Genomic DNA, 19,710 nt, shown 5'->3' with positions numbered 1-19,710 from the left:
TTCCTAGGTTCGGGCCATGACGCATACGACCTGTGGGACCGATGGGGGAAGCGACGCCGTGCGGACGCGGTGGGCGCCGGTCGCCGTGCTGGCGCTCGCGTTTCTGATGGTCACCCTCGAACTGAGCCTGTCGTCGGTGACCTTGCCCGCCATCGGCGCCGAACTCGGCGTGGGGACCGGCGCGACCCAGTGGGTGCTGCTCGCCTACGCCCTGCCGACGGCCGCGCTCGCGATCCCGGCGGGCCGCTGGGTGGACCGCGTGGACCTGCGGGCCCTGTTCCTGCTGGCCGTGCCCGCGGTCGGTGTCACCAGCGTGCTCGCGGCCGTCGCGCCGAACTTCCCCGCCCTCATCGCCGCCCGGATCCTCCAAGGCGTGGCGGGCGTCCTGGTCGGCGCCCTCTACCTGCCGATGGTCGCCGCCACCGTCCACCCGGACCAGCGCGGCCGTGCCATGGGCTACATCGCCACGATCATGCCGCTCGGCTCGATGGGCGGCTCGTCCCTCGGCGGGCTCGTCGCGGACGCGTACGGGTGGCGTCCTGTGATGCTGATGAAGCTCCCGGTCCTGATCGTGGTGGTCTGGCTCGGGGCGCGCTTCGTCCCTTCGACGGGACCGCGCGGGCTCACCAGGCCCGACCGCTCCCTGGTCGGCGACGGCCTGGTGCTCGGTGGCGCGGTGGCCGCGCTCCTGGTGGCCTTCGACCGGATCGAGGCCGACCAGCCGATCGTCGCCGCGCTGTTCGCCGTGGCGGGCGCCGTGCTCGGAACGGGGTGGTCGCGGCTGCGTTCGGCGCGCCCGGTCATCGGCCTGCTGCGGCGCAGGGCCGTCGGCCTGCCGATGCTCGCCCTCCTGGTGACGGGCACCTTCGTGGGGCTCTCCTACTTCCTGCTGCCGTTCTACGTCGCCGACGTGCTGGACAGGGGCGCCGCCACGACCGGCCTCGCGATGGTCTTCTTCATCGGCGCCGTGGCCCTCTGCTCACCGGTCAGCGGCCGTCTCGCGGACCGGCTGCCCGGCAGGTTCCTCGGCGCGGGCGGACTCGTCCTGGTCGTCGTGGGGCTGCTGAGCATGCTGACGCTCGGGCCGGACTCCGGGCTCGTCGACATCGGCTGGCGGCTGGCCGTGATCGGCGTGGGGCAGTCCCTGTTCGGTACGCCGGTGAACGCGTCGATCATGGCCGCGGCGCCGCCCGGCATGCTCGGCACGAGCGGCGGGGTCGGCAACACCGCGCGCACCCTCGGCTTCACGGTCGGTCCCGCGATCGCGGCGCTCGCCCACGGCCTCGGCGGCGGGGGAGCGGCGGGCTTCCGCACCGGCGTCGTCGTGCTCGCCGTGCTCCAGATCGCCGGGATCCTCGCGCTCGTGGCAGCGGGCGACGCCGGTCGCGAGGCCACGTCCGGCGAAGTCAGATGAGCGCGAACTGTCCGCCGGGGCCCTCTTCGTGGTGGTCGAGGACGGAGGCCGGGCGTCGTGCCGCCTCCGGTACCGGCAGGATGCCCGCCTCGCGCAGCTCGGCGGCGTCCGTCGTCCGTTCCTCGTCGAGCGCGTCCGTCAACTCGCCTCGTCGCGGCTCCAGTTCGCTCAGGAGCGTGAGTACGGTGATCAGTTCGAGGAGTTCGGACGTCCAGGTCTGCGGCCAGGTCGTCGGGCGGATCGCCTCCAGCGCGGTGGGGTCCTCGGGCTCGGTGGGTGTGGTGCGGCGCAGGCACCACAGTTCCAGGACGCGTACGCCGCTCACCTCGAACTCCCACGCCTCGCGCGGCACCGGTGAGATGCGTCCCGCGTCCAGGCACAGTGCTTCCTCGTCGGCGTCGTAGGTGAGCGCCGTCGGCCGTGCGGGGAGCGGCGCCCGGACGTAGGGTCGTCGTCCTCCGGGGAGCTTGGGGCGGGCGCCGTCGGCGCGTGCCTGGAGGCGGAGCAGGTGGTGGCCCAGTTCCGTGCCGCGTGCCCACAGCTCGGCGTCGGAGGTCAGCGGGACCCGGCAGCCCCCGGCCGACGGGCGTGCGGCGGCCAGCGTCCAGGCGAGCAGGTCCTCGGCGTCGACGGGCTGTCCGAGGGCGGCGGAGAGGTGGGTGAGCAGGCCCGGTGCCACGTTGGGTTCGCGTCCGCAGGGGCGGCGGAACAGCGGTCGGATCCTGCCCGGGCGTCCGGCGGGCGAGCGGCCGTCGGGGAGTACGGCGGAGGCCAGTACGGCGGGGCCCGAGGCTCCCGCGACGTGTCCCTGCTCCACGAGGAACAGCTGGCCCTCGCCCGCGACCCGCCACAGCTCGGGCCGTGCCACGTCGATGAGCCGGTGATCGGGGATCAGCCACTGTTCGTCGAAGGGGCCGTGCAGCACGCGCACCGGCTCCGGGCAGCGGCCCGACTCGGTGGCCAGCGGGCCGGTGCCGCCGGGGTGGCCGGGGAGCTGGGCGACCGTGGTGTGCGGGGTGCGCGAGCGCGAGGGGGCGAGCAGGCGGGCCCGCGCCGGGGCGTCCGCGCGGACGAAGGCGTCCCAACGGGCCTTCAGGGATGCGGCGTCGGGGCCCATCGGCCACCCCCGGCCCGGCCGGAGCGGTGCGACGGACCACGGCATGAGGTCACCGAGCAGCGGCGCTTCGTCGTGCGTCACGCCCGGCATCGTACGACGTACCCCCGGCCGGGCGTCACGTCGCGTCGAGCGTGACCGTGAAGGAGAAGCGGTCGCCCCGGTAGTGGATGCGGGCCACGTCGAGGGCCCGTCCCTCCTCGTCGTACGTGATGCCGGTGTAGTGCAGGATCGGGCTGAGCAGCGGCACTTGGAGGAGCCGGGCGGTCTCCGGGTCGGCTAGCGTGGCCTCGACGGTGTCGGTGATCCGGCCGATGGTGACGCCCACCACGTCCCGCAGGACCTTGGTCATCGGCCAGCGCACGAGGTCGTCCGGGTCGATGCGGTCGGCCAGTTCGGGGCGGATGTAGTTGCGGGCGTGGTTGGTGGGCTCGCCGGAGAGCTCGTCGCCGCGCAGCCGGTGGTAGGTCGCCACCTCGGCCGAGTCGGGGAAGTGCTCGGCGAGTTCGGCCGGGACGGGCGCCGTGCCGTGCTCCAGGAGCCGGGTGCTCATGCCCGACTGCTGGGCCACGATCGCGTCGACCGAGCCGAGCAGGCGGACGGGGGAGCCGCGCTGCGCGCTCGGTTCGATGAACGTGCCGCGCCGCCGGTGCCGGGAGATGAGGCCCTCGTCCTCCAGCTCCTTGAGCGCCTGCCGCATGGTCAGCACGCTCACCCCGTAGTGCCCCGCCAGCTGCTCCTCGGTGGGCAGCCGGAGCGGGGCCTCGGGGGTGCGGCCGAGTATCGAGGCGCGCAGTGACTGGGACACCTGGTACCACAGCGGCAGCTTCCGATTCAGGACGATCGAGTCCGGGGCGAAAGCGGTCACGGTCTCTCCGAATCAGTCGCGTGAGCAGCGCCGACAGCTGCGTGAACACCTTGTCAGCTGCGGAAGTGGCGCTCCAGACCCTGCCACACGTCGTCGTACCCGCGCTGCAGATGGGCCGCCTGGGCCGCCTGCCCTGTCGCGGTCACCGGCCAGCGCGTCTCGAACATGAAGGCGAGGCCGTCGTCGATCTTCTGCGGCTTCAGCTCGGCGGCCGACGCCTTCTCGAAGGTCTCGCGGTCGGGTCCGTGCGCCGACATCATGTTGTGCAGCGAGCCGCCGCCGGGCACGAAGCCCTCCGCTTTGGCGTCGTAGGCGCCCTCGATCAGGCCCATGTACTCGCTCATCACGTTCCGGTGGAAGTACGGCGGCCGGAAGGTGTCCTCGCCGACCAGCCAGCGCGGCGCGAAGACGACGAAGTCGACGCCCGCCAGGCCCGGGGTGTCCGAGGGCGAGGTGAGGACCGTGAAGATCGAGGGGTCCGGGTGGTCGTAGCTGATCGAGCCGATCACGTTGAAGCGGTGCAGGTCGTAGACGTACGGCACGTGGTTGCCGTGCCAGGCGACGACGTCGAGGGGGGAGTGGTCGTACGTCGCGGACCAGAGGTTGCCGCAGAACTTGTTGACCACCTCCACCGGACCCTCGACGTCCTCGTACGCGGCGACGGGCGCGCGGAAGTCCCGTGCGTTGGCGAGTCCGTTGGCGCCGATCGGGCCGAGGTCGGGGAGCTGGAAGGGCGCGCCGTAGTTCTCGCAGACGTACCCGCGCGCGCTCGCGTCGAGCAGCTCCACGCGGAAGCGGACGCCGCGCGGGATCAGCGCGACCTCGCCGGGCTCGGCGTGCAGCAGGCCCAGTTCGGTGCGGAGCAGGAGCCCGCCGTGCTCGGGCACGATCAGCAGCTCGCCGTCCGCGTCGCTGAACACCCTTTCCCGCATGGAGGAGTTGGCGTGGTAGAGGTGAATGCCCATGCCGGTGCGCTGGGTCGCGTCGCCGTTGCCGCCGAGCGTCCACAGGCCCGCGACGAAGTCCGTGCCGGGCGCGGGTTCGGGGAGCGGGTTCCAGCGCAGGCGGTTGGGGTCGGGCACCGACTCCGTGAAGGGGGCGGTGCGCAGAGCGCCGTTGTCGACGCGGGTGAAGCGCGGGTGCGCGGCCGAGGGGCGGATGCGGTACAGCCACGAGCGGCGGTTGTGCGCCCGTGGCTCGGTGAAGGCGGAGCCGCTCAGCTGCTCGGCGTAGAGCCCGAGGGGAGCGCGCTGGGGAGAGTTGCGGCCGTGCGGCAGGGCGCCCGGCACGGCCTCCGAGCTGTGTTCGTTGCCGAAGCCGGAGAGATAGGACAGCCCTTCGGCGGTCTTCCGGGCGTCGCTGGTGTGGTCCCCGCTCATCGTCGCTCCCTCGTCATGATTCCTATGGAACACCGTAGGATTCAGCTTTTCCTTCCGCAAGAGGGAGCCAAGAAGCTGAGCGGTGCTCTACTCTCCCGGGATGTCCCACCCGAACCCGCCCGAGGAGCCGCGCCCGCTGGGCGCCCTGCGCCGCACGCCCGTGCAGCAGCGCAGCGCCGAGCGCCTGACCCGCATCCTCGACGCCTGCGCGGCCCTCCTGGACGAGGTCGGGTACGAGGAGCTCAGCACCCGCGCCGTGGCGCAGCGCGCCGACGTGCCGATCGGCTCCGTCTACCGCTTCTTCGGCAACAAGCGCGCCATGGCGGACGCCCTCGCCCACCGCAACCTCGACCGCTACGGCGAACGCGTCGGGGCCCGCATGGCCGACGTCGCCCCGGGTGACTGGCGCGGTGCCGTCGACATCGCCTTCGACGAGTACCTCGCCATGAAGCGCTCCGTACCGGGCTTCGGTCTCGTCGACTTCGGCATCCCCTCCGCCCCCGACGCGATGCCCGACGCCAACCTCGACGTCGCCGACCGCGTGGGCGAACTCCTCGCCGACCACCTCGGCCGCCCCCTCGACGCCGCACTGCGCCGCGCTGTCGTGGTCGCCGTCGAGGCGGTCGACTCGGTCCTCCAACTCGCCTTCCGCACCGACCCGTCGGGGGACGCGGCGCTGATCGTGGAGGCGCGGGAACTGGTCCACGCGTATCTGACGCATCGGCTCGGCGGCGCGGGGGAGTAGGGGGCAGGGGAGTAGGGGGCAGTTTCGCCGCCCGCGGGGGCTCCCCTCCATGCGTACCGGTCGGTATGCTCAAGGCGCTCGCACACCCACGCCCCGGGGAGGGCTCATGCCCCGTACCGCCCTGCGCATCTGCCCGCTCTGCGAAGCCACCTGCGGGCTCACGCTCACCGTCGAAGGCGCCCGGGTGACCGGTGCGCGCGGCGACCGGGACGACGTGTTCAGCCACGGCTTCATCTGCCCCAAGGGCGCCTCCTTCGGCGAGGCCGACGCCGACCCCGACCGGCTGCGTGCGCCCCTCGTGCGCAAGGACGGGCGGCTCCAGGAGGTGGGCTGGGACGAGGCGTTCGACGTCGTCGCGGCCCGGCTGCGACCGCTGGTCGAGGAGCACGGGCCGAACGCCGTCGGCGTCGTCCTCGGCAATCCGAACGTCCACAGCGTGGCGGGCGCCCTCTACCCGCCCGTCCTGCTCGGCGCCCTCGGCACCCGCAACGTCTTCACCGCGAGCACCGTCGACCAGATGCCCAAGCACGTCTCCAGCGGACTGCTCTTCGGCGACGCCCTCGCCATCCCGGTGCCCGACCTCGACCGCACCGACCATCTGCTACTCCTCGGTGCCAACCCCCTGGAATCCAACGGGAGTCTGTGCACCGCGCCCGACTTCCCCGGCAAACTCAAGGCGTTGAAGGCGCGCGGCGGCACCCTCACCGTCGTCGACCCGCGCCGCACCCGCACTGCCGCGCTCGCCGACCGGCACCTCGCGATCCGCCCCGGCACCGACGCGCTGCTGCTCGCCGCGCTCACCCAGGTCCTCTTCGAGGACAAGCTGACCGACCTCGGCGAGCTGGCCGACCAGGTGCAGGACGTCGATGAACTGCGCGAAGCGGTACGGGAGTTCACCCCCGAGGCCGTCTCGCCGGCCTGCGACGTGCCCGCCGACACCATCCGCGCGCTCGCCCGCGAACTGGCCGAAGCGCCCACCGCCGCCGTGTACGGACGCGTCGGCGCGAGCACCGTCGCCTTCGGCACCCTCACCAGCTGGCTCGTCGACGTACTGAACGTTCTGACCGGGAACCTGGACAGGCCGGGCGGCGCCCTCTTCCCGCTCGCCGCCACCGCACAGCCGCCCCGCCCGGCCGGCCCCGGCAAGGGCTTCGCGCTCGGGCGCTGGCACAGCAGGGTGAGCGGACACCCGGAGGCCAAGAGCGAACTGCCGCTCGCCGCGCTCGCCGAGGAGATCGACACGCCCGGGGAGGGCGCGGTGCGCGCGGTCGTCGCCATCGCCGCCAACCCCGTCCTGTCCGCGCCCGACGGCGACCGTCTGGACCGGGCCCTGGAGTCCCTCGACTTCATGGTGAGCGTCGACCCCTACCTCAACGAGACGTCACGCCACGCGGACGTCGTGCTCCCGCCGCCCCCGCCCGCCCAGAGCGCCCACCACGACTTCGTCTTCAACGGATTGGCCGTACGCAACCAGGTCCGCTACACCCGCGCCGCCGTCCCCCTGGAGGAGGGCCGCATGGCGGAGAGCGAGATCCTCGCCAGGCTCGTCCTCGCGGCATCGGGCACGCACGGCGCCGACCCGTCGGCGGTCGATGCGATGGTGGTCGACAACACCCTCGGCAAGGCCGTCACACAGCCGCACTCGGCGGCGTACGGCCGTGACCCCAAGGAGCTCGCCGGGCTCCTGACCGGCGCGGACGGCCCCGAGCGGCGGCTCGACATGATGCTGCGCCTCGGCCCCTACGGCGACGGGTTCGGCGCCCGGCCCGAGGGCCTGACCCTGGAGCGGCTCCTCGCGCATCCGCACGGCATCGACCTCGGACCGCTCGCCCCGCGCGTGCCCGAGGTGCTCAGGACCCGCAGTGGACGCGTCGAGCTCCTCCCCGAGCCGCTCGCCGCCGAGCTGCCCCGGCTCGCCCGCGCGATGACCGAGGAGCCCGCCGCGCTCGTCCTGGTCGGCCGACGCCATCTGCGGTCCAACAACAGCTGGATGCACAACGTCCGCACCCTGGTGGGCGGCTCCAACCGCTGCACGCTGCACGTCCACCCCGACGACGCGGCCCGCGCCGGACTCGCCGACGGGGGCCTGGCGCGCGTGGCCGCCGCAGGAGGGGAGATCGACGTGCCGGTGGAGGTGACGGACGCGGTGCGCCCCGGAGTGGTGAGCCTGCCGCACGGCTGGGGGCACGACCGGCCCGGCACCCGGCTCGCCGTCGCGGCCGAGGAACCCGGCGCCAACGTCAACCAGCTCCTCGACGGCACGCTCCTCGACCCGCTCTCCGGAAACGCGGTGCTCAACGGCTTTGCCGTGCAGGTCACCGCCCTTACCCCTGCCCTACCGCGTTGACCTGGAGTTTTGCGCTTATTGCTCGCGCGTCAACATCTTGTTAACGCTTCGGAGCGGGTCCTAACGTCATCCGGACCGCCAGACCTGGTGGGAGTTCGATGGTGAACGTTAGGTAGCCCCCATGCTGACAATCCTCGGATTCGTCATGATCGCCACCTTCCTGGTGCTGATCATGATGAAGAAGATGTCGCCGATCGCGGCACTGGTGCTGATCCCCGCGCTCTTCTGCGTGTTCGTAGGAAAGGGAGCCCATCTCGGGGACTACGTCCTCGAAGGCGTCGGCAATCTGGCGCCCACGGCGGCCATGCTCATGTTCGCCATCGTGTACTTCGGCGTCATGATCGACGTCGGCCTCTTCGACCCGATCGTCCGGGGCATCCTGCGCTTCTGCAAGGCGGACCCGGTGCGCATCGTGGTCGGCACCGCCGTGCTCGCCGCGATCGTCTCGCTCGACGGCGACGGCTCGACCACCTTCATGATCACGGTCTCGGCGATGTACCCGCTGTACAAGCGCCTCAAGATGAGCCTCGTCGTGATGACGGGTGTCGCCGCGACCGCCAACGGCGTCATGAACACCCTGCCCTGGGGCGGCCCGACGGCCCGCGCCGCGACCGCCCTGAAGGTCGACGCGTCCGACATCTTCGTCCCCATGATCCCGGCGCTCGCCATGGGCCTGGTCGCGGTCTTCCTCCTCTCGTACGCCCTGGGTCTGCGCGAGCGCAAGCGGCTCGGTGTCCTCTCCCTCGACGACGTCCTGACGAAGGAGACGGCGACGTCCGACGAGACCGTGCTCGTGGGCGCCGGTGGCGACGGCGACCGTACGAAGCCCACGAAGAAGCCGACCGGATCCGCCGGGGGAGCGGGCACCGACGCGGAGGCCGACGCCGACGCAACGGACGCGGACGACGAGGGCTTCCAGGGCCTCGACCCGCACCGCGCGACGCTGCGCCCCAAGCTCTACTGGTTCAACGCGGGCCTCACCGTCCTGCTGCTCACCGCCATGATCATGGAGTGGCTGCCGATCCCGGTGCTCTTCCTGCTCGGCGCCGCGCTCGCCCTCACCGTCAACTTCCCGCACATGCCCGACCAGAAGGCCAGGATCGCCGCTCACGCGGAGAACGTCCTCAACGTCACCGGCATGGTCTTCGCCGCCGCCGTCTTCACCGGCGTCCTCCAGGGCACCGGCATGGTCGACCACATGGCCGACTGGCTGGTCGACGCGATCCCGGAGGGCATGGGCTCGCAGATGGGCCTCGTGACGGGCCTGCTCTCCATCCCGCTCACCTACTTCATGTCCAACGACGGCTTCTACTTCGGCGTCCTGCCGGTCCTCGCCGAGGCGGGCCAGGCGCACGGCGTCGGCACCCTGGAGATCGCCCGCGCCTCCATCGCCGGGCAGGCCCTGCACATGTCGAGCCCGCTGGTGCCCGCCGTGTACGTCCTGGTCGGCATGGCCAAGGTCGAGTTCGGCGACCACACCAGGTTCACCGTCAAGTGGGCCGTGCTCACCTCGCTCGTGGTGCTCGGCTCCGGGATCCTCTTCGGCATCATCTGATGCCCGACGCGTCGACCGGGCCCGGTGGCAGGGGCTGGCTGCTCCGTCTCGTCATCGCCTTCAGCTTCGCGCAGGGGGCGGTGTCGATGGCGCGGCCCGCCGTCTCCTACCGGGCCCTCGCGCTCGGCGCCGACGAGCGGGCGATCGGCGTCATCGCGGGCGTGTACGCGCTGCTCCCGCTCTTCGCCGCCGTACCGCTCGGCCGCAGGACCGACCACGGGCGGTGCGCGCCGCTGCTGCCCGTCGGCGTCGTCCTGATCTCCGGCGGCTGCGCGCTGAGCGGCATGGCGAACTCCCTGGCCGCGATGGCCGCGTGGAGCGGTGTGATGGGGCTCGGCCACCTCTGCTTCGTGATCGGCGCGCAGTCGATCGTGGCCCGCCAGTCCGCGCCCGCCGAACAGGACCGCAACTTCGGCCACTTCACCATCGGCGCCTCGCTCGGACAGCTCGTCGGGCCGATCGCCGCGGGCGCCCTCATCGGCGCCGACACGGGCCGCACCAGCGCGCTCGCGCTGCTGGTCTCCGCGGCGGTCGCGGCGGTGGCCATCGGCTCGCTCTGGCGCATCGAGTACGTGAGGTCGGCGCCCTCGGGGACGACAGAACCGCGGGTTCCGGTGTTCGGCATCCTGCGTACCAGGGGCGTGCCCGCGGGCATCTTCATCAGCCTCGCGGTGCTCTCGGCGACGGACATCCTCACGGCCTATCTGCCGGTGGTCGGCGAGCACCGGGGGATCGCGCCCGCCACGGTCGGTCTTCTGCTCTCGCTGCGGGCGGCGGCCACCATCGCCTGCCGACTGGTGATGACGCCGCTGATCAACCTGCTCGGCCGCGCCGCCCTGACCGTGGTCACCTGCGTGCTCGCCGCGCTGCTGTGCGCGGGCATCGCGCTGCCCGTGCCCGTGTGGGGACTCGGCGCGATGCTGGTCCTGCTCGGCTTCTGCCTGGGTGTCGGCCAGCCGCTTTCGATGACGACGGTGGTGCGGGCAGCGCCGCCCGGCGCCCGCTCCACGGCCCTCGCCCTCCGCCTCACGGGCAACCGCCTCGGCCAGATCGCGGCCCCGGCATCGGCGGGCCTGATCGCCGGAGTGGCGGGCGTGGCGGCGCCGTTCGTGATGCTGGGCGGGCTGCTGCTCGTCGCGGCGGGGCTCGGCGCGCGCACGAGCCCCGGAGGCGCGAGACGCCCCCGGGGCACTGCTGACCGCGCTGGGCGGAGAGTTACTGAACGATCTTGAGCAGCTTGTTCGGGGAACCCGAACCGGGGCTGGTCACGACGTTCGGGGTGGCGCCGTTCACGAGGGCGCTGGAGACCTGGGCCGGGGTGGCCGAGGTGTGTCCCGCCAGGTAGACGGCGGCCGCGCCCGCGACGTGCGGAGTGGCCATCGACGTACCGGAGATGGTGTTGGTGGCGGTGTCGCTGGTGTTCCAGCCCGCCTTGATGTTCACGCCGGGCGCGAAGATGTCCAGGATCGAGCCGTAGTTGGAGAAGCTGGCCCTGGCGTCGGTGTTGCTGGTCGCGCCGACCGTGATGGCTTCGGGGACCCTGGCGGGGGAGGAGTTGCCCGCGTTGGTGTTCTCGTTGCCCGCAGCGACCGCGTAGGTGACGCCGTCGGCGATGGACTTCTTCACCGCGTTGTCGAGCGTCGTGGACGCGCCGCCGCCGAGCGACATGTTGGCCACGGCGGGGGCGCCCGCGGCGTGGTTGTTCGTCACCCAGTCGATGCCCGCGACGACCCCGGCGGTGGTGCCCGAGCCGTTGTTGTCGAGCACGCGGACCGCCACGATCTTGGCCTTCTTGGCCACGCCGTAGGTCTTGCCCGCGATGGTCGTGGCGACGTGCGTGCCGTGGCCGTTGCCGTCCTGGGCGGTGTTGTCGCCGTCCACGGCGTCGTAGCCGTTGACCGCGCGGCCGCTGATCTCGGTGTGCGTGATCCGCACGCCGGTGTCGATCACGTACGCGGTGACGCCGCCGCCCGCGCTGTCCGGGTAGGTGTAGGTGCCGGAGAGCGGGAGCTTCGCCTGGTCGATGCGGTCCAGGCCCCAGGGGGCGTTGGACTGCGTCGCGGTGGCGTGGAGCACCCGGTCCTGCTCGACGGAGGCGACGGCGGGATCGGCGGCGAGTCTCTTCGCCTCGGTCGCGCTGAGGCCGGTCGCCGCGTAGCCGTTCAGGGCGGACTTGTAGGTCTTGTGCACCGAGCCGCCGTACTGGGCTATGAGGTCCTTGCCCCGGCTCGAGGCGGCCTTGAGGCCGGAGCTGTCCTTCAGGGTCACGAGATAGCTGCCCTTGACCGCGTCGGCGGAGCCCGCCGCGATCACGGTGCCTTCGGCGGGGGCGGAGGCCTGGGCGGGCAGTGCGGCGACCGTACCGATGACGGCGGCGGTGGCGGTCGAGATCGCCGCGGCGATCACAGTCTTCTTGCTGCGGAGCATGGCCATTACGAGGGAGTCCTCCTCATAGGCGGCGCGCCCGGGGTCGGGCGTCGCGACTGTGGGGGGTGCGCGCGTGGATCGCACACACAGATGGGAGCGGCCACTGCCGCTCCCGTCGCGTTCAGTAGCGTGGCGGCTCCCCGGGGTCAGATCAAGAGAGTTGACGCCTTGTCATGCAGCTGTCACACAAGAGAAGTTGAATTCGGGTCGAATACGCCGGGAATGCCCGAGGGCGGGGCCTGCCCCGTCAGGGGCGCGGGGAACGGCGCGCTCAGCGCCAACGCGCCCGCACGCGAAGTCCGTACGCCCACGGACGGGACGTCGGAGACGGTGCCGAGGGGGGCGCCCCGCAAGGGGCGCGGGGAACGGCGCGCCCAGCCACGGCGAACCCGCACGCGAAGTCCCTGCGACCACGGACGCGAAGCCCCTGCGACCACGGACGGGAGGTCAGAACCCGCACCCAAGTCACACCCCCACCGCTCCCAGCCCGGGCGGAAGCCCCACCCCCCTGGTGTCAGAAAACTATCAACGCTAGTTTGTGGTTCCGGCCCTGACGACTACCTGGAGGACGGCGATGAAGGCCCACGACGGGATGTACATCGACGGCGCCTGGCGCCCCGCTGCGGGCACCGGCACCATCACGGTCCTGAACCCCGCGGACGAGCGCCCCGTCGGCGACGTCCCCGCGGGCGACGCGCAGGACATCGACGCCGCGGTGCGCGCCGCCCGCAGGGCCCTGCCGGCCTGGTCCGCGACCCCGCCCACCGAGCGCGCCGCGCTGATCGGCGCGCTGCGCGACCGGCTCGTCGCCCGCAAGGACGAGATCGCCGAGACCGTCACGGCGGAACTCGGCTCCCCCCTCGCCTTCTCGGAGGCGGTCCACGCGGGCGTACCGATCCTGGTCTCCGGTTCGTACGCGGAACTCGCGGCGACGCACGCCTTCGAGGAGCAGGTCGGCAACTCGACCGTCTACCTGGAGCCGATCGGCGTGGTCGGCGCGATCACGCCCTGGAACTACCCCCTCCACCAGATAGTCAACAAGGTCGCCCCCGCGCTCGCCGCGGGCTGCACCGTCGTGCTCAAGCCCGCCGAGGACACCCCGCTCACCGCGCAGCTCTTCGCCGAGGCGGTCCACGAGGCGGGCATCCCCGCGGGGGTCTTCAACCTCGTCACCGGGCTCGGCCCCGTCGCCGGGCAGGCGCTCGCCGAGCACGAGGGCGTCGACCTGGTCTCCTTCACCGGGTCGACCGCCGTCGGCAAGCGGATCGGCGCCACCGCGGGCGCCGCCGTCAAGCGCGTCGCCCTGGAGCTCGGCGGCAAGTCCGCCAACGTCATCCTGCCGAGCGCCGACCTCGCCAAGGCGGTCAACGTCGGCGTCGCGAACGTCATGTCCAACTCCGGCCAGACGTGCAGCGCCTGGACCCGCATGCTGGTCCACACCGCCCGGTACGACGAGGCGGTGGAGCTCGCCGCAGCGGCCGCCGCCAAGTACGGCCCCCGCATCGGCCCCGTCGTCAACGCCAAGCAGCAGGCGCGCGTGCGCGGTTACATTGAGAAGGGCGTCGAGGAAGGCGCCCGGATCGTCGCCGGCGGCCCCGAAGCGCCCCAGGAGCAGGGCTATTACGTCCGGCCGACGGTCTTCGCCGACGTCACCCCCGAGATGACCATCGCCCAGGAGGAGATCTTCGGCCCGGTGGTCTCCCTCATCCGCTACGAGGACGAGGACGACGCCCTGCGCATCGCCAACGGGACCGTGTACGGACTCGCGGGCGCGGTGTGGGCGGCCGACGACGCCGAGGCGATCGCGTTCGCACGCCGCATGGACACCGGCCAGGTCGACATCAACGGCGGCAGCTTCAACCCCCTTGCCCCGTTCGGCGGTTACAAGCAGTCGGGCGTGGGCCGCGAACTCGGCGCCCACGGCCTTGCTGAGTACCTCCAGACGAAGTCCCTCCAGTTCTGAGCCGCCCGACCTACCCGAAGGAGTACGTGAACGTGGTCCGCGCCGCCATCCTCCCCGCCGTCGGCTCCGCCCTGGAGATCGCCGAGATCGAGCTGCCCGAGCCCGGCCCCGGCCAGGTCAGGGTGCGCCTCGCCGCCGCCGGGGTCTGCCACTCCGACCTGTCCCTGACCAACGGCACGATGCGCGTCCCGGTGCCCGCCGTGCTCGGCCACGAGGGCGCGGGCACGGTGGTTTCCGTCGGCGACGGCGTCACCCACGTCGCGCCCGGCGACGGCGTCGTCCTGAACTGGGCGCCGTCCTGCGGCAGTTGCCACGCCTGCTCGCTCGGCGAGGTGTGGCTCTGCGTCAACGCCCTCGCGGGCGCGGCGGACGTCTACGCCAAGCGGTCGGACGGCAGCGACCTCCACCCCGGCCTGAACGTCGCCGCGTTCGCCGAGGAGACGGTGGTCGCGGCGGGCTGCGTCCTGCCGGTGCCCGACGGCGTCCCGCTCACCGACGCGGCCCTGCTGGGCTGCGCGGTTCTGACCGGGTACGGCGCGGTGCACCACTCGGCGAAGGTCCGCGAGGGCGAGACCGTCGCGGTGCACGGCGTCGGCGGGGTGGGCCTCGCCACGCTCCAGGCGGCCAGGATCGCGGGCGCCGAGCGGATCGTCGCGGTCGACGTCTCCCCGGAGAAGGAGGAGTTGGCGCGCGCGGCGGGCGCCACGGACTACGTGGTGGCCTCGGAGACGACGGCGAAGGACATCCGCAAGCTCACCGGCGGCCACGGCGTCGACGTGGCCGTGGAGTGCGCGGGCCGCGCGGTGACCATCCGCACGGCCTGGGAGTCCACCCGCCGAGGCGGCCGCACCACGGTGGTCGGCATCGGCGGCAAGGACCAGCAGGTCACCTTCAACGCCCTGGAACTCTTCCACTGGGGCAGGACCCTCTCGGGCTGTGTCTACGGCAACTGCGACCCTGCCGTGGACCTGCCGGTGCTGGCCGGTCACGTCCGCGCGGGCCGCCTGGACCTCGCCGCCCTGGTGACCGACCGGATCGGCCTCGACGGCATTCCGGCGGCGTTCGAGAACATGGTCGCGGGCAAGGGGGGTCGGGCGCTGGTGATGTTCTGAGGTCAGGTGTCCAGCTTCAGGCGGGCCAGGGGGAGCGCGGACCCGGCAGGGGCCTTGAACCCGTCCAGGCGCCGCGAGCCGTGGATCAGCCATCGTTCGCCCGCCTGGAGCTGGATCTGGTCCAGTACGCGGGCACGGAGACCGTCCGACCAGAACGGGTTGTTCTCGGCGAGCTCGGTCAGGTCCCACTTGCTCGCGGACTCCAGGGCCCGAGCGATGTCGCGGTCCGTGGGGGAAGCTCCGTCGACGCGCAGCAGGTTCATCAGCGGCCAGTCCTCGTGCCCGGCGTCCGTCGGGGCGATCCAGTGGGCCGCCAGCGCCTCCCAGTTCTCCGGCAGGTCGCTCAGCTCGGCGATCGTTCTGCACAGGCTCCGGAAGGTGGCGTCGTCGAGCAGGCGACGCGCGCGCTCGATGACGGCGCGGGCCGACCCCCGGCCGGTCTCCCCGGATTGCACGGACCACGCCCGATGGGATAGCCGTCGGGCGAGCCCGGCGAACTCCGTGTCGTCCCGGACGTCGGAGAGCGCCAGCAGGGCCGACTCGTACGAGATGGTGAGATCGCACTCCGCAGGGACGCTCCCGATCACCTCGCGCAACTGCTCGGCCCCTACGGTGTCCAGGCCGTGGCGCAGGCCGTAGTCGCAGAGCGGTACGAGGAGGTTCTCGGCGACGGCGGCAAGGCGCGCGCGATCGCCGCCTCGGCACGCCGACCAGATGTCCCAGACCTCCCCGGCCAGCGCCGTGACGCGCTGATCGGCCCCGCCCGGTGTGACCCAGTGCATGGCCGCGAAGGGGAAACCGCTCGACGCCACCCGGGCCCCGAGGGCACCGTGGCGCAGGTACGCGTCGATGTCGTGCAGACGTACCCCGTTCGTTCTCCAGCGCTCCTCCGCGGCGTACCAGGCACGGGCGTCCAGCGGGTCGGTGAGCCGCGCGGCTACGAGGCCCTCCCGCACGGGCCACGGCAGCATCCGCCACGCCGAGAACTCGTCGAAGTCGGTCCGCTTGCGAGCCAGCGAGGCGAACGTGGCCGCACGAGGGGCGCGCGCCGCCTCCGCGACCTCGCGCCATGCCGCCCAGTTCGGGTGGCAGTCGTCCGGCGGTGTGGTCAGCGACTCCAGCCACTCCGAGCCTTTCAGGGACAAGGGGCCTGACAACGGCCACATGCCTTCGAGCTCTATGCCGTTGAGTGCGCGTGAGATCGGCCCGGAATGCATCACCTGCCAGGCGGCCCATGCCCAGTCGGACAGTTCGTGGACGGTCCGCACGAGCGAATCGGCGGACACGGCGTGCGGATCCGCGCGCCGAAGAAGAACGGTGAGATGTTCGGGCCCCACGGCTTCGGGGACCGCGGTGTCCAGCAGGAGCCTGGGAAGCGCGGCGGGCGGGGCCCCGTCGAGATGTCCCCGTACCGCTCGCAGCGCGTGCTGGTTTCCTTGCTCCGCAAGCTTGTTGAGGAATCGCCAGGGGTTGCCGTGCGAGGCCCGGGCGGGCGGGGCCGACTCCACGAGGCCGAGGAGTTCATCGACCCTGGGGCCGTCGAAGAGGCCCCACGCCGACGCGGCGAGGCGGTCGGCACGGTGGCCGAGGTCGGCGATGACGTCCGCGCCTGGCAGGAGGTGCAGTCGGTATCGGTCCTCCAGCTCCGGCATGTCCGCCAAGAGGTCGACGGCCAGCTCCGCCCCTCTCAGCTCCAAGGACGCGACGCCGGAGAACCGCGCCGAGTCCAGCTCGGCCAGCGTGGTGATCACCGAGTCCCGCAGGTCCCGCTCGTCCAGGTGCTCCGTCTCGAAGGCCGCGGTCGCCATGAACCTCGCCACGTTGCGCCAGGGTTCGGACTCGGCGGCCGCGCGGAACCGCTCGCGCACCAGGCGCTCGTCACCCGTCCCCGCGAGATGCGCGGCGGCCAGGAACTCCACCAGGGACTTGATCTGGAAACCCACGATGTCGGAGTCCACCCCGACGATCAGGACGAGGCGTTCCCTGGCGAAGCGGAGCAGTTGCTGGACCACGTCCGTCTCGTCGTCACCCGCCAGCACCCCGGTGTCCCGCACCACGGCCCCCGCGATCGCGGCGAAGTCGTCGGCGCGGATGCCGCGCACGTCGTGCTGCTTCTCGCCCGCCACGATGATGTGGAAGGCGGCACGGCGGTGCAACTCGTCGACCAGCCCCCGGTAGCGCTCCAGGAAGGTGCCGAGCTCCCCGCCCCTGCCCTCTTCACGGGCGTACACGTGGTCGTAGTAGCGGGCGAACAACCGGTGCCGCCCGGTGGGCAGTTCACCCGAGTCGGCCAGGATCGAGACCACGAGGGCGACGTGCAGGGGAGTGTTGAGGATGTCCGGCAGATCGCCGCGACGTGCCGCGTCGCGGAAGAGCCCGAGGAGCCGCTCGCCCTCGGGGCCTTCCCCCGCCAGGACGGCCGCGTGCAGCTCGGCCTCCTCCGGGGAGAGGTCGGTCAGGGACCAGGCGGTGAACGCGTGGGGCCGCAGCTCGTCCCCGTACGCCTGCGGCCGGGAGGTGACGACGATCGACGCGTGGGCCCGGTCCACCTGCATGTCGTCGGCGAAGTCCCTGACGTGCCGCAGGACGGCGGAACGGTGGCGCGGGGACACCTCGTCGTAGCCGTCGAGGACGAGGGCGGTGGGCACGGCGCGGGCCAGGGCGCGGATCTCCGAGGGGGAGACCTCGGTCTTGAGGAGGTGTTCGTAGCGGTGGGCGAGGAAGTGCCACAGGGAGCGCCGCGGCTCGGCCGTGCCGCTCAGGTACGAGGCGAGGGCGTCGGCCTCGATCCACAGGGGGAAGCGCGCGGGCGCGGGAGGCGTCAACGTCAGCCTGCGCAGCGCGAGTTCGACGCGGTCGAGTTCCGTGACCGTCTGCGGGGAGAGCAGCTCGGAGTCGAAGGCGCGCAGCAGGGCGGCCCTGTGCACGTGGGCGAGCATCTGGACGGCGGTGGTCTTGCCCTGGCCGGGCCCGCCCGTCAGAACGGTCCGCAGCGACGGTCCTTCCATGGAGAGGTACTGCTCCACGAAGTGCCGTTGGGCGTCGCCGGTGCCCACTTCGGCCGGACTCCGGGACGGCAGTCGTACGAGGAGGTCCACGAACACGTCCGCGATGCTCCTGCGCTCGCGCACGAGGGAGGGATCGAGCAGCCGGACCGAGGCCCCGGCGTGGAACTCCCTTTGCAGGACCCGCAGGAGAAGGTGCTCGGTCTCCGGCGCGGTGACTCCGGTGCCGCGGTCGCCGCCCCCGAGGCGGAGGTGGACGTCGCCGTGGAAGACGGCCCCCGGCGCGTTCAGCCCCGACGAGCCCTCGACGTGATTGCTCACGGCCCGTCGGTCCCCGCATCGTCGCCGAAGCTCATGGTGACGGGCCCGGTGAACGTCGCCCCCGGCGCGTTCAGGCCCCGGGAGTCGTTGACCGTGTTGATCTGCGACGCCGCAGGGCCGAACCGAGCCGTCAGCGACTGGAGTTCACGCTGGAAGTCCGGGTCGGAGGCGGCAAGGTCCCGCAGCGCCCCGCCCAGCCGGCGCACGGCTTCGGGGTCCGTCGCGTCCCGCTCGTCGAGTACGGCCAGGACGCCGGAATCCCCCGCGAACCGTTCACGGAGCCGCTCCCAGAGCGCGGCGGCGGCGCTGGTCCCCAGCTGTCCCCAGGCCCCGCCGAGTGCCGCGGCGGCCAGTGCGTCGAAGGCGATGCTCATGCCGTCACGGTATCGCCCCGCTCCGACAGCGAACGGTCCGAACCGGCAAGCCGCGGAAAGGACTTGGCCCCGGCCAGGAACACGAGCGTGGTCAGCACGAACGGCCAGGTGAAGGTGTGCCCGCCGGACGGCGCGAAGAGCGCCGAAAGCGCCGAGCCGACCGCCGTGGCCGCGGCGGCGCCCACGAGCGCGTACGCCAGCGTCGCCGTCCGCACGGGCAGGAAGACGCCGCACAGGGCGAGCGCCACGAGGACGGAGTTGTATCCCATCGAGCCGTCGGTGATCTGCGCGGCGGGGGCACCGAGCGCCCAGGCCGTGCCGATGCCGACCACGCTGCCGAGGGCCGCCACGGCGGCCGCGCGGCGGCTCGCGATCAGCAGTCCGGCGAACAGCAGGGCGCCCACGTACCACTGCGGCATGAAGAAGATCTGGGCGAAGTCCGCGAAGAAGGCGCGGGCCAGTTCGGCGGGGCGCACGACGGTGGGACCCGTCGCCGCGCGGGTGAGGGCGGCGAGCGCCTCGCCGTGGTGCCAGACCCGTTCGAAGCCGGGCGCCGCGATCGTCATCGTGCTCGCGATCAGGCAGTACGGGAGGGTCAGCGAGGGCAGCCCCCAGACGCCGAGGACGTTGGCGACGGCCGAGGTCACCACCGTGACGACCACGCAGCCGCCGATGGCCAGCAGCGCCGTCGAGAGGTGGTCCGCGCCCAGGAACACGGCGAAACAGAGCGCCGTGAGACAGGCGTTGAAGCCTTCGAGCCCCGTGGTGACCCTGTCCTTGTCGGCGCCGAGGAACCGCGCGGTGGCGGTGCCCACGGCGGTTCCGACGAGGCCGTAGAGGCCGTACCGCCACCCCGCGGCGAACAGCGCGACACAGAAGACGGCGCCCGCCGCGGCGCTCGGCAGGAAGGTGACCTGGGCCTGCCCGCGCAGCACCGCGGCGCCGAAGCCGACGGCGCGGCCGCGGGAGAGCCTGACGGGCGGCCCGTTGCCGCCGGTTGAAGGTGCTGTCGGACTCTCGGCCGAGTCCTCGGCAGAGCTCCCGCTGTCCGTCGCATCCGTCGCATGCCCCACGGCCACTCCCGTG

14 protein-coding genes are annotated in these 19,710 nt (G+C 72.5%); 7 read left to right on the top strand and 7 right to left on the bottom strand.

Translation table 11 applies throughout. The features are described 5' to 3' along the window. Positions 1–16 precede the first annotated feature (16 nt). On the top strand, positions 17–1,414 hold the full coding sequence (locus KY5_RS07985; protein ID WP_098241561.1) for an MFS transporter: 1,398 nt from the start codon (positions 17–19) through the stop codon (positions 1,412–1,414). Here KY5_RS07985 and KY5_RS07980 read toward each other — a convergent pair. From KY5_RS07980 to hmgA, 3 genes are read right to left on the bottom strand one after another with little or no spacing between them, the layout of a single operon-like run. Further along, the gene (locus KY5_RS07980; RefSeq protein WP_098241560.1) at positions 1,407–2,621 is read right to left on the bottom strand and encodes a type ISP restriction/modification enzyme; all 1,215 of its coding nucleotides are present in this window, start codon (positions 2,619–2,621) and stop codon (positions 1,407–1,409) included. The two genes, KY5_RS07985 and KY5_RS07980, sit on opposite strands and share 8 nt — an antisense overlap. 25 nt (positions 2,622–2,646) lie before the next feature. Then, complete coding sequence (locus tag KY5_RS07975) at positions 2,647–3,396, bottom strand: GntR family transcriptional regulator (protein WP_098241559.1); 750 nt, start codon at positions 3,394–3,396, stop codon at positions 2,647–2,649. A gap of 53 nt (positions 3,397–3,449) precedes the next feature. After that, complete coding sequence (hmgA, locus tag KY5_RS07970; RefSeq protein ID WP_098241558.1) at positions 3,450–4,775, bottom strand: homogentisate 1,2-dioxygenase; 1,326 nt, start codon at positions 4,773–4,775, stop codon at positions 3,450–3,452. A 100-nt stretch (positions 4,776–4,875) separates the two neighbouring features. Here hmgA and KY5_RS07965 point away from each other — a divergent pair, with 100 nt between their 5' ends. The 4 genes from KY5_RS07965 to KY5_RS07950 all read left to right on the top strand — a co-directional run bounded on the left by KY5_RS07965 (position 4,876) and on the right by KY5_RS07950 (position 10,654). Continuing rightward, a complete protein-coding gene (locus tag KY5_RS07965) occupies positions 4,876–5,520 on the top strand; it encodes a TetR/AcrR family transcriptional regulator (RefSeq protein ID WP_098241557.1) in 645 nt (214 codons plus the stop codon). 106 nt (positions 5,521–5,626) lie between these two features. Further along, positions 5,627–7,867 (top strand): molybdopterin-dependent oxidoreductase, encoded by a 2,241-nt coding sequence (locus KY5_RS07960; RefSeq protein WP_098241556.1) that lies wholly within the window; start codon positions 5,627–5,629, stop codon positions 7,865–7,867. 121 nt (positions 7,868–7,988) lie between these two features. Beyond that, on the top strand, positions 7,989–9,422 hold the full coding sequence (locus KY5_RS07955) for a CitMHS family transporter (RefSeq protein ID WP_098241555.1): 1,434 nt from the start codon (positions 7,989–7,991) through the stop codon (positions 9,420–9,422). After that, positions 9,422–10,654, top strand: a complete 1,233-nt coding sequence (locus tag KY5_RS07950; RefSeq protein ID WP_098241554.1) for an MFS transporter — start codon at positions 9,422–9,424, stop codon at positions 10,652–10,654. The genes KY5_RS07955 and KY5_RS07950 overlap by 1 nt, the downstream gene beginning before the upstream one ends. On the opposite strand, the gene KY5_RS07945 is transcribed toward KY5_RS07950, so the two are convergent. Continuing rightward, complete coding sequence (locus KY5_RS07945) at positions 10,638–11,855, bottom strand: S8 family peptidase (RefSeq protein ID WP_098241553.1); 1,218 nt, start codon at positions 11,853–11,855, stop codon at positions 10,638–10,640. The two genes, KY5_RS07950 and KY5_RS07945, sit on opposite strands and share 17 nt — an antisense overlap. 568 nt (positions 11,856–12,423) lie before the next feature. Here KY5_RS07945 and KY5_RS07940 point away from each other — a divergent pair. Together KY5_RS07940 and KY5_RS07935 are read left to right on the top strand one after the other, a co-directional pair. Beyond that, the gene (locus KY5_RS07940; RefSeq protein WP_098241552.1) at positions 12,424–13,812 is read left to right on the top strand and encodes an aldehyde dehydrogenase family protein; all 1,389 of its coding nucleotides are present in this window, start codon (positions 12,424–12,426) and stop codon (positions 13,810–13,812) included. Between the two features lie 32 nt (positions 13,813–13,844). Beyond that, the gene (locus KY5_RS07935) at positions 13,845–14,924 is read left to right on the top strand and encodes a Zn-dependent alcohol dehydrogenase (RefSeq protein ID WP_098247114.1); all 1,080 of its coding nucleotides are present in this window, start codon (positions 13,845–13,847) and stop codon (positions 14,922–14,924) included. Positions 14,925–14,926: 2 nt separating this feature from the next. On the opposite strand, the gene KY5_RS07930 is transcribed toward KY5_RS07935, so the two are convergent. From KY5_RS07930 to KY5_RS07920, 3 genes are read right to left on the bottom strand one after another with little or no spacing between them, the layout of a single operon-like run. Beyond that, positions 14,927–18,250, bottom strand: a complete 3,324-nt coding sequence (locus KY5_RS07930; protein WP_098241551.1) for an NACHT domain-containing protein — start codon at positions 18,248–18,250, stop codon at positions 14,927–14,929. Next, a complete protein-coding gene (locus tag KY5_RS07925) occupies positions 18,247–18,624 on the bottom strand; it encodes a hypothetical protein (protein WP_098241550.1) in 378 nt (125 codons plus the stop codon). Before KY5_RS07925 ends, KY5_RS07930 begins: the two co-directional genes overlap by 4 nt. Beyond that, the gene (locus KY5_RS07920; protein ID WP_324960811.1) at positions 18,621–19,697 is read right to left on the bottom strand and encodes an urea transporter; all 1,077 of its coding nucleotides are present in this window, start codon (positions 19,695–19,697) and stop codon (positions 18,621–18,623) included. The genes KY5_RS07925 and KY5_RS07920 overlap by 4 nt, the downstream gene beginning before the upstream one ends. Positions 19,698–19,710 lie beyond the last annotated feature (13 nt).

This window comes from Streptomyces formicae (assembly GCF_002556545.1).
Classification (GTDB): Bacteria; Actinomycetota; Actinomycetes; order Streptomycetales; family Streptomycetaceae; genus Streptomyces; species Streptomyces formicae_A.
This window is presented reverse-complemented; position numbering and strand designations above follow the sequence as displayed.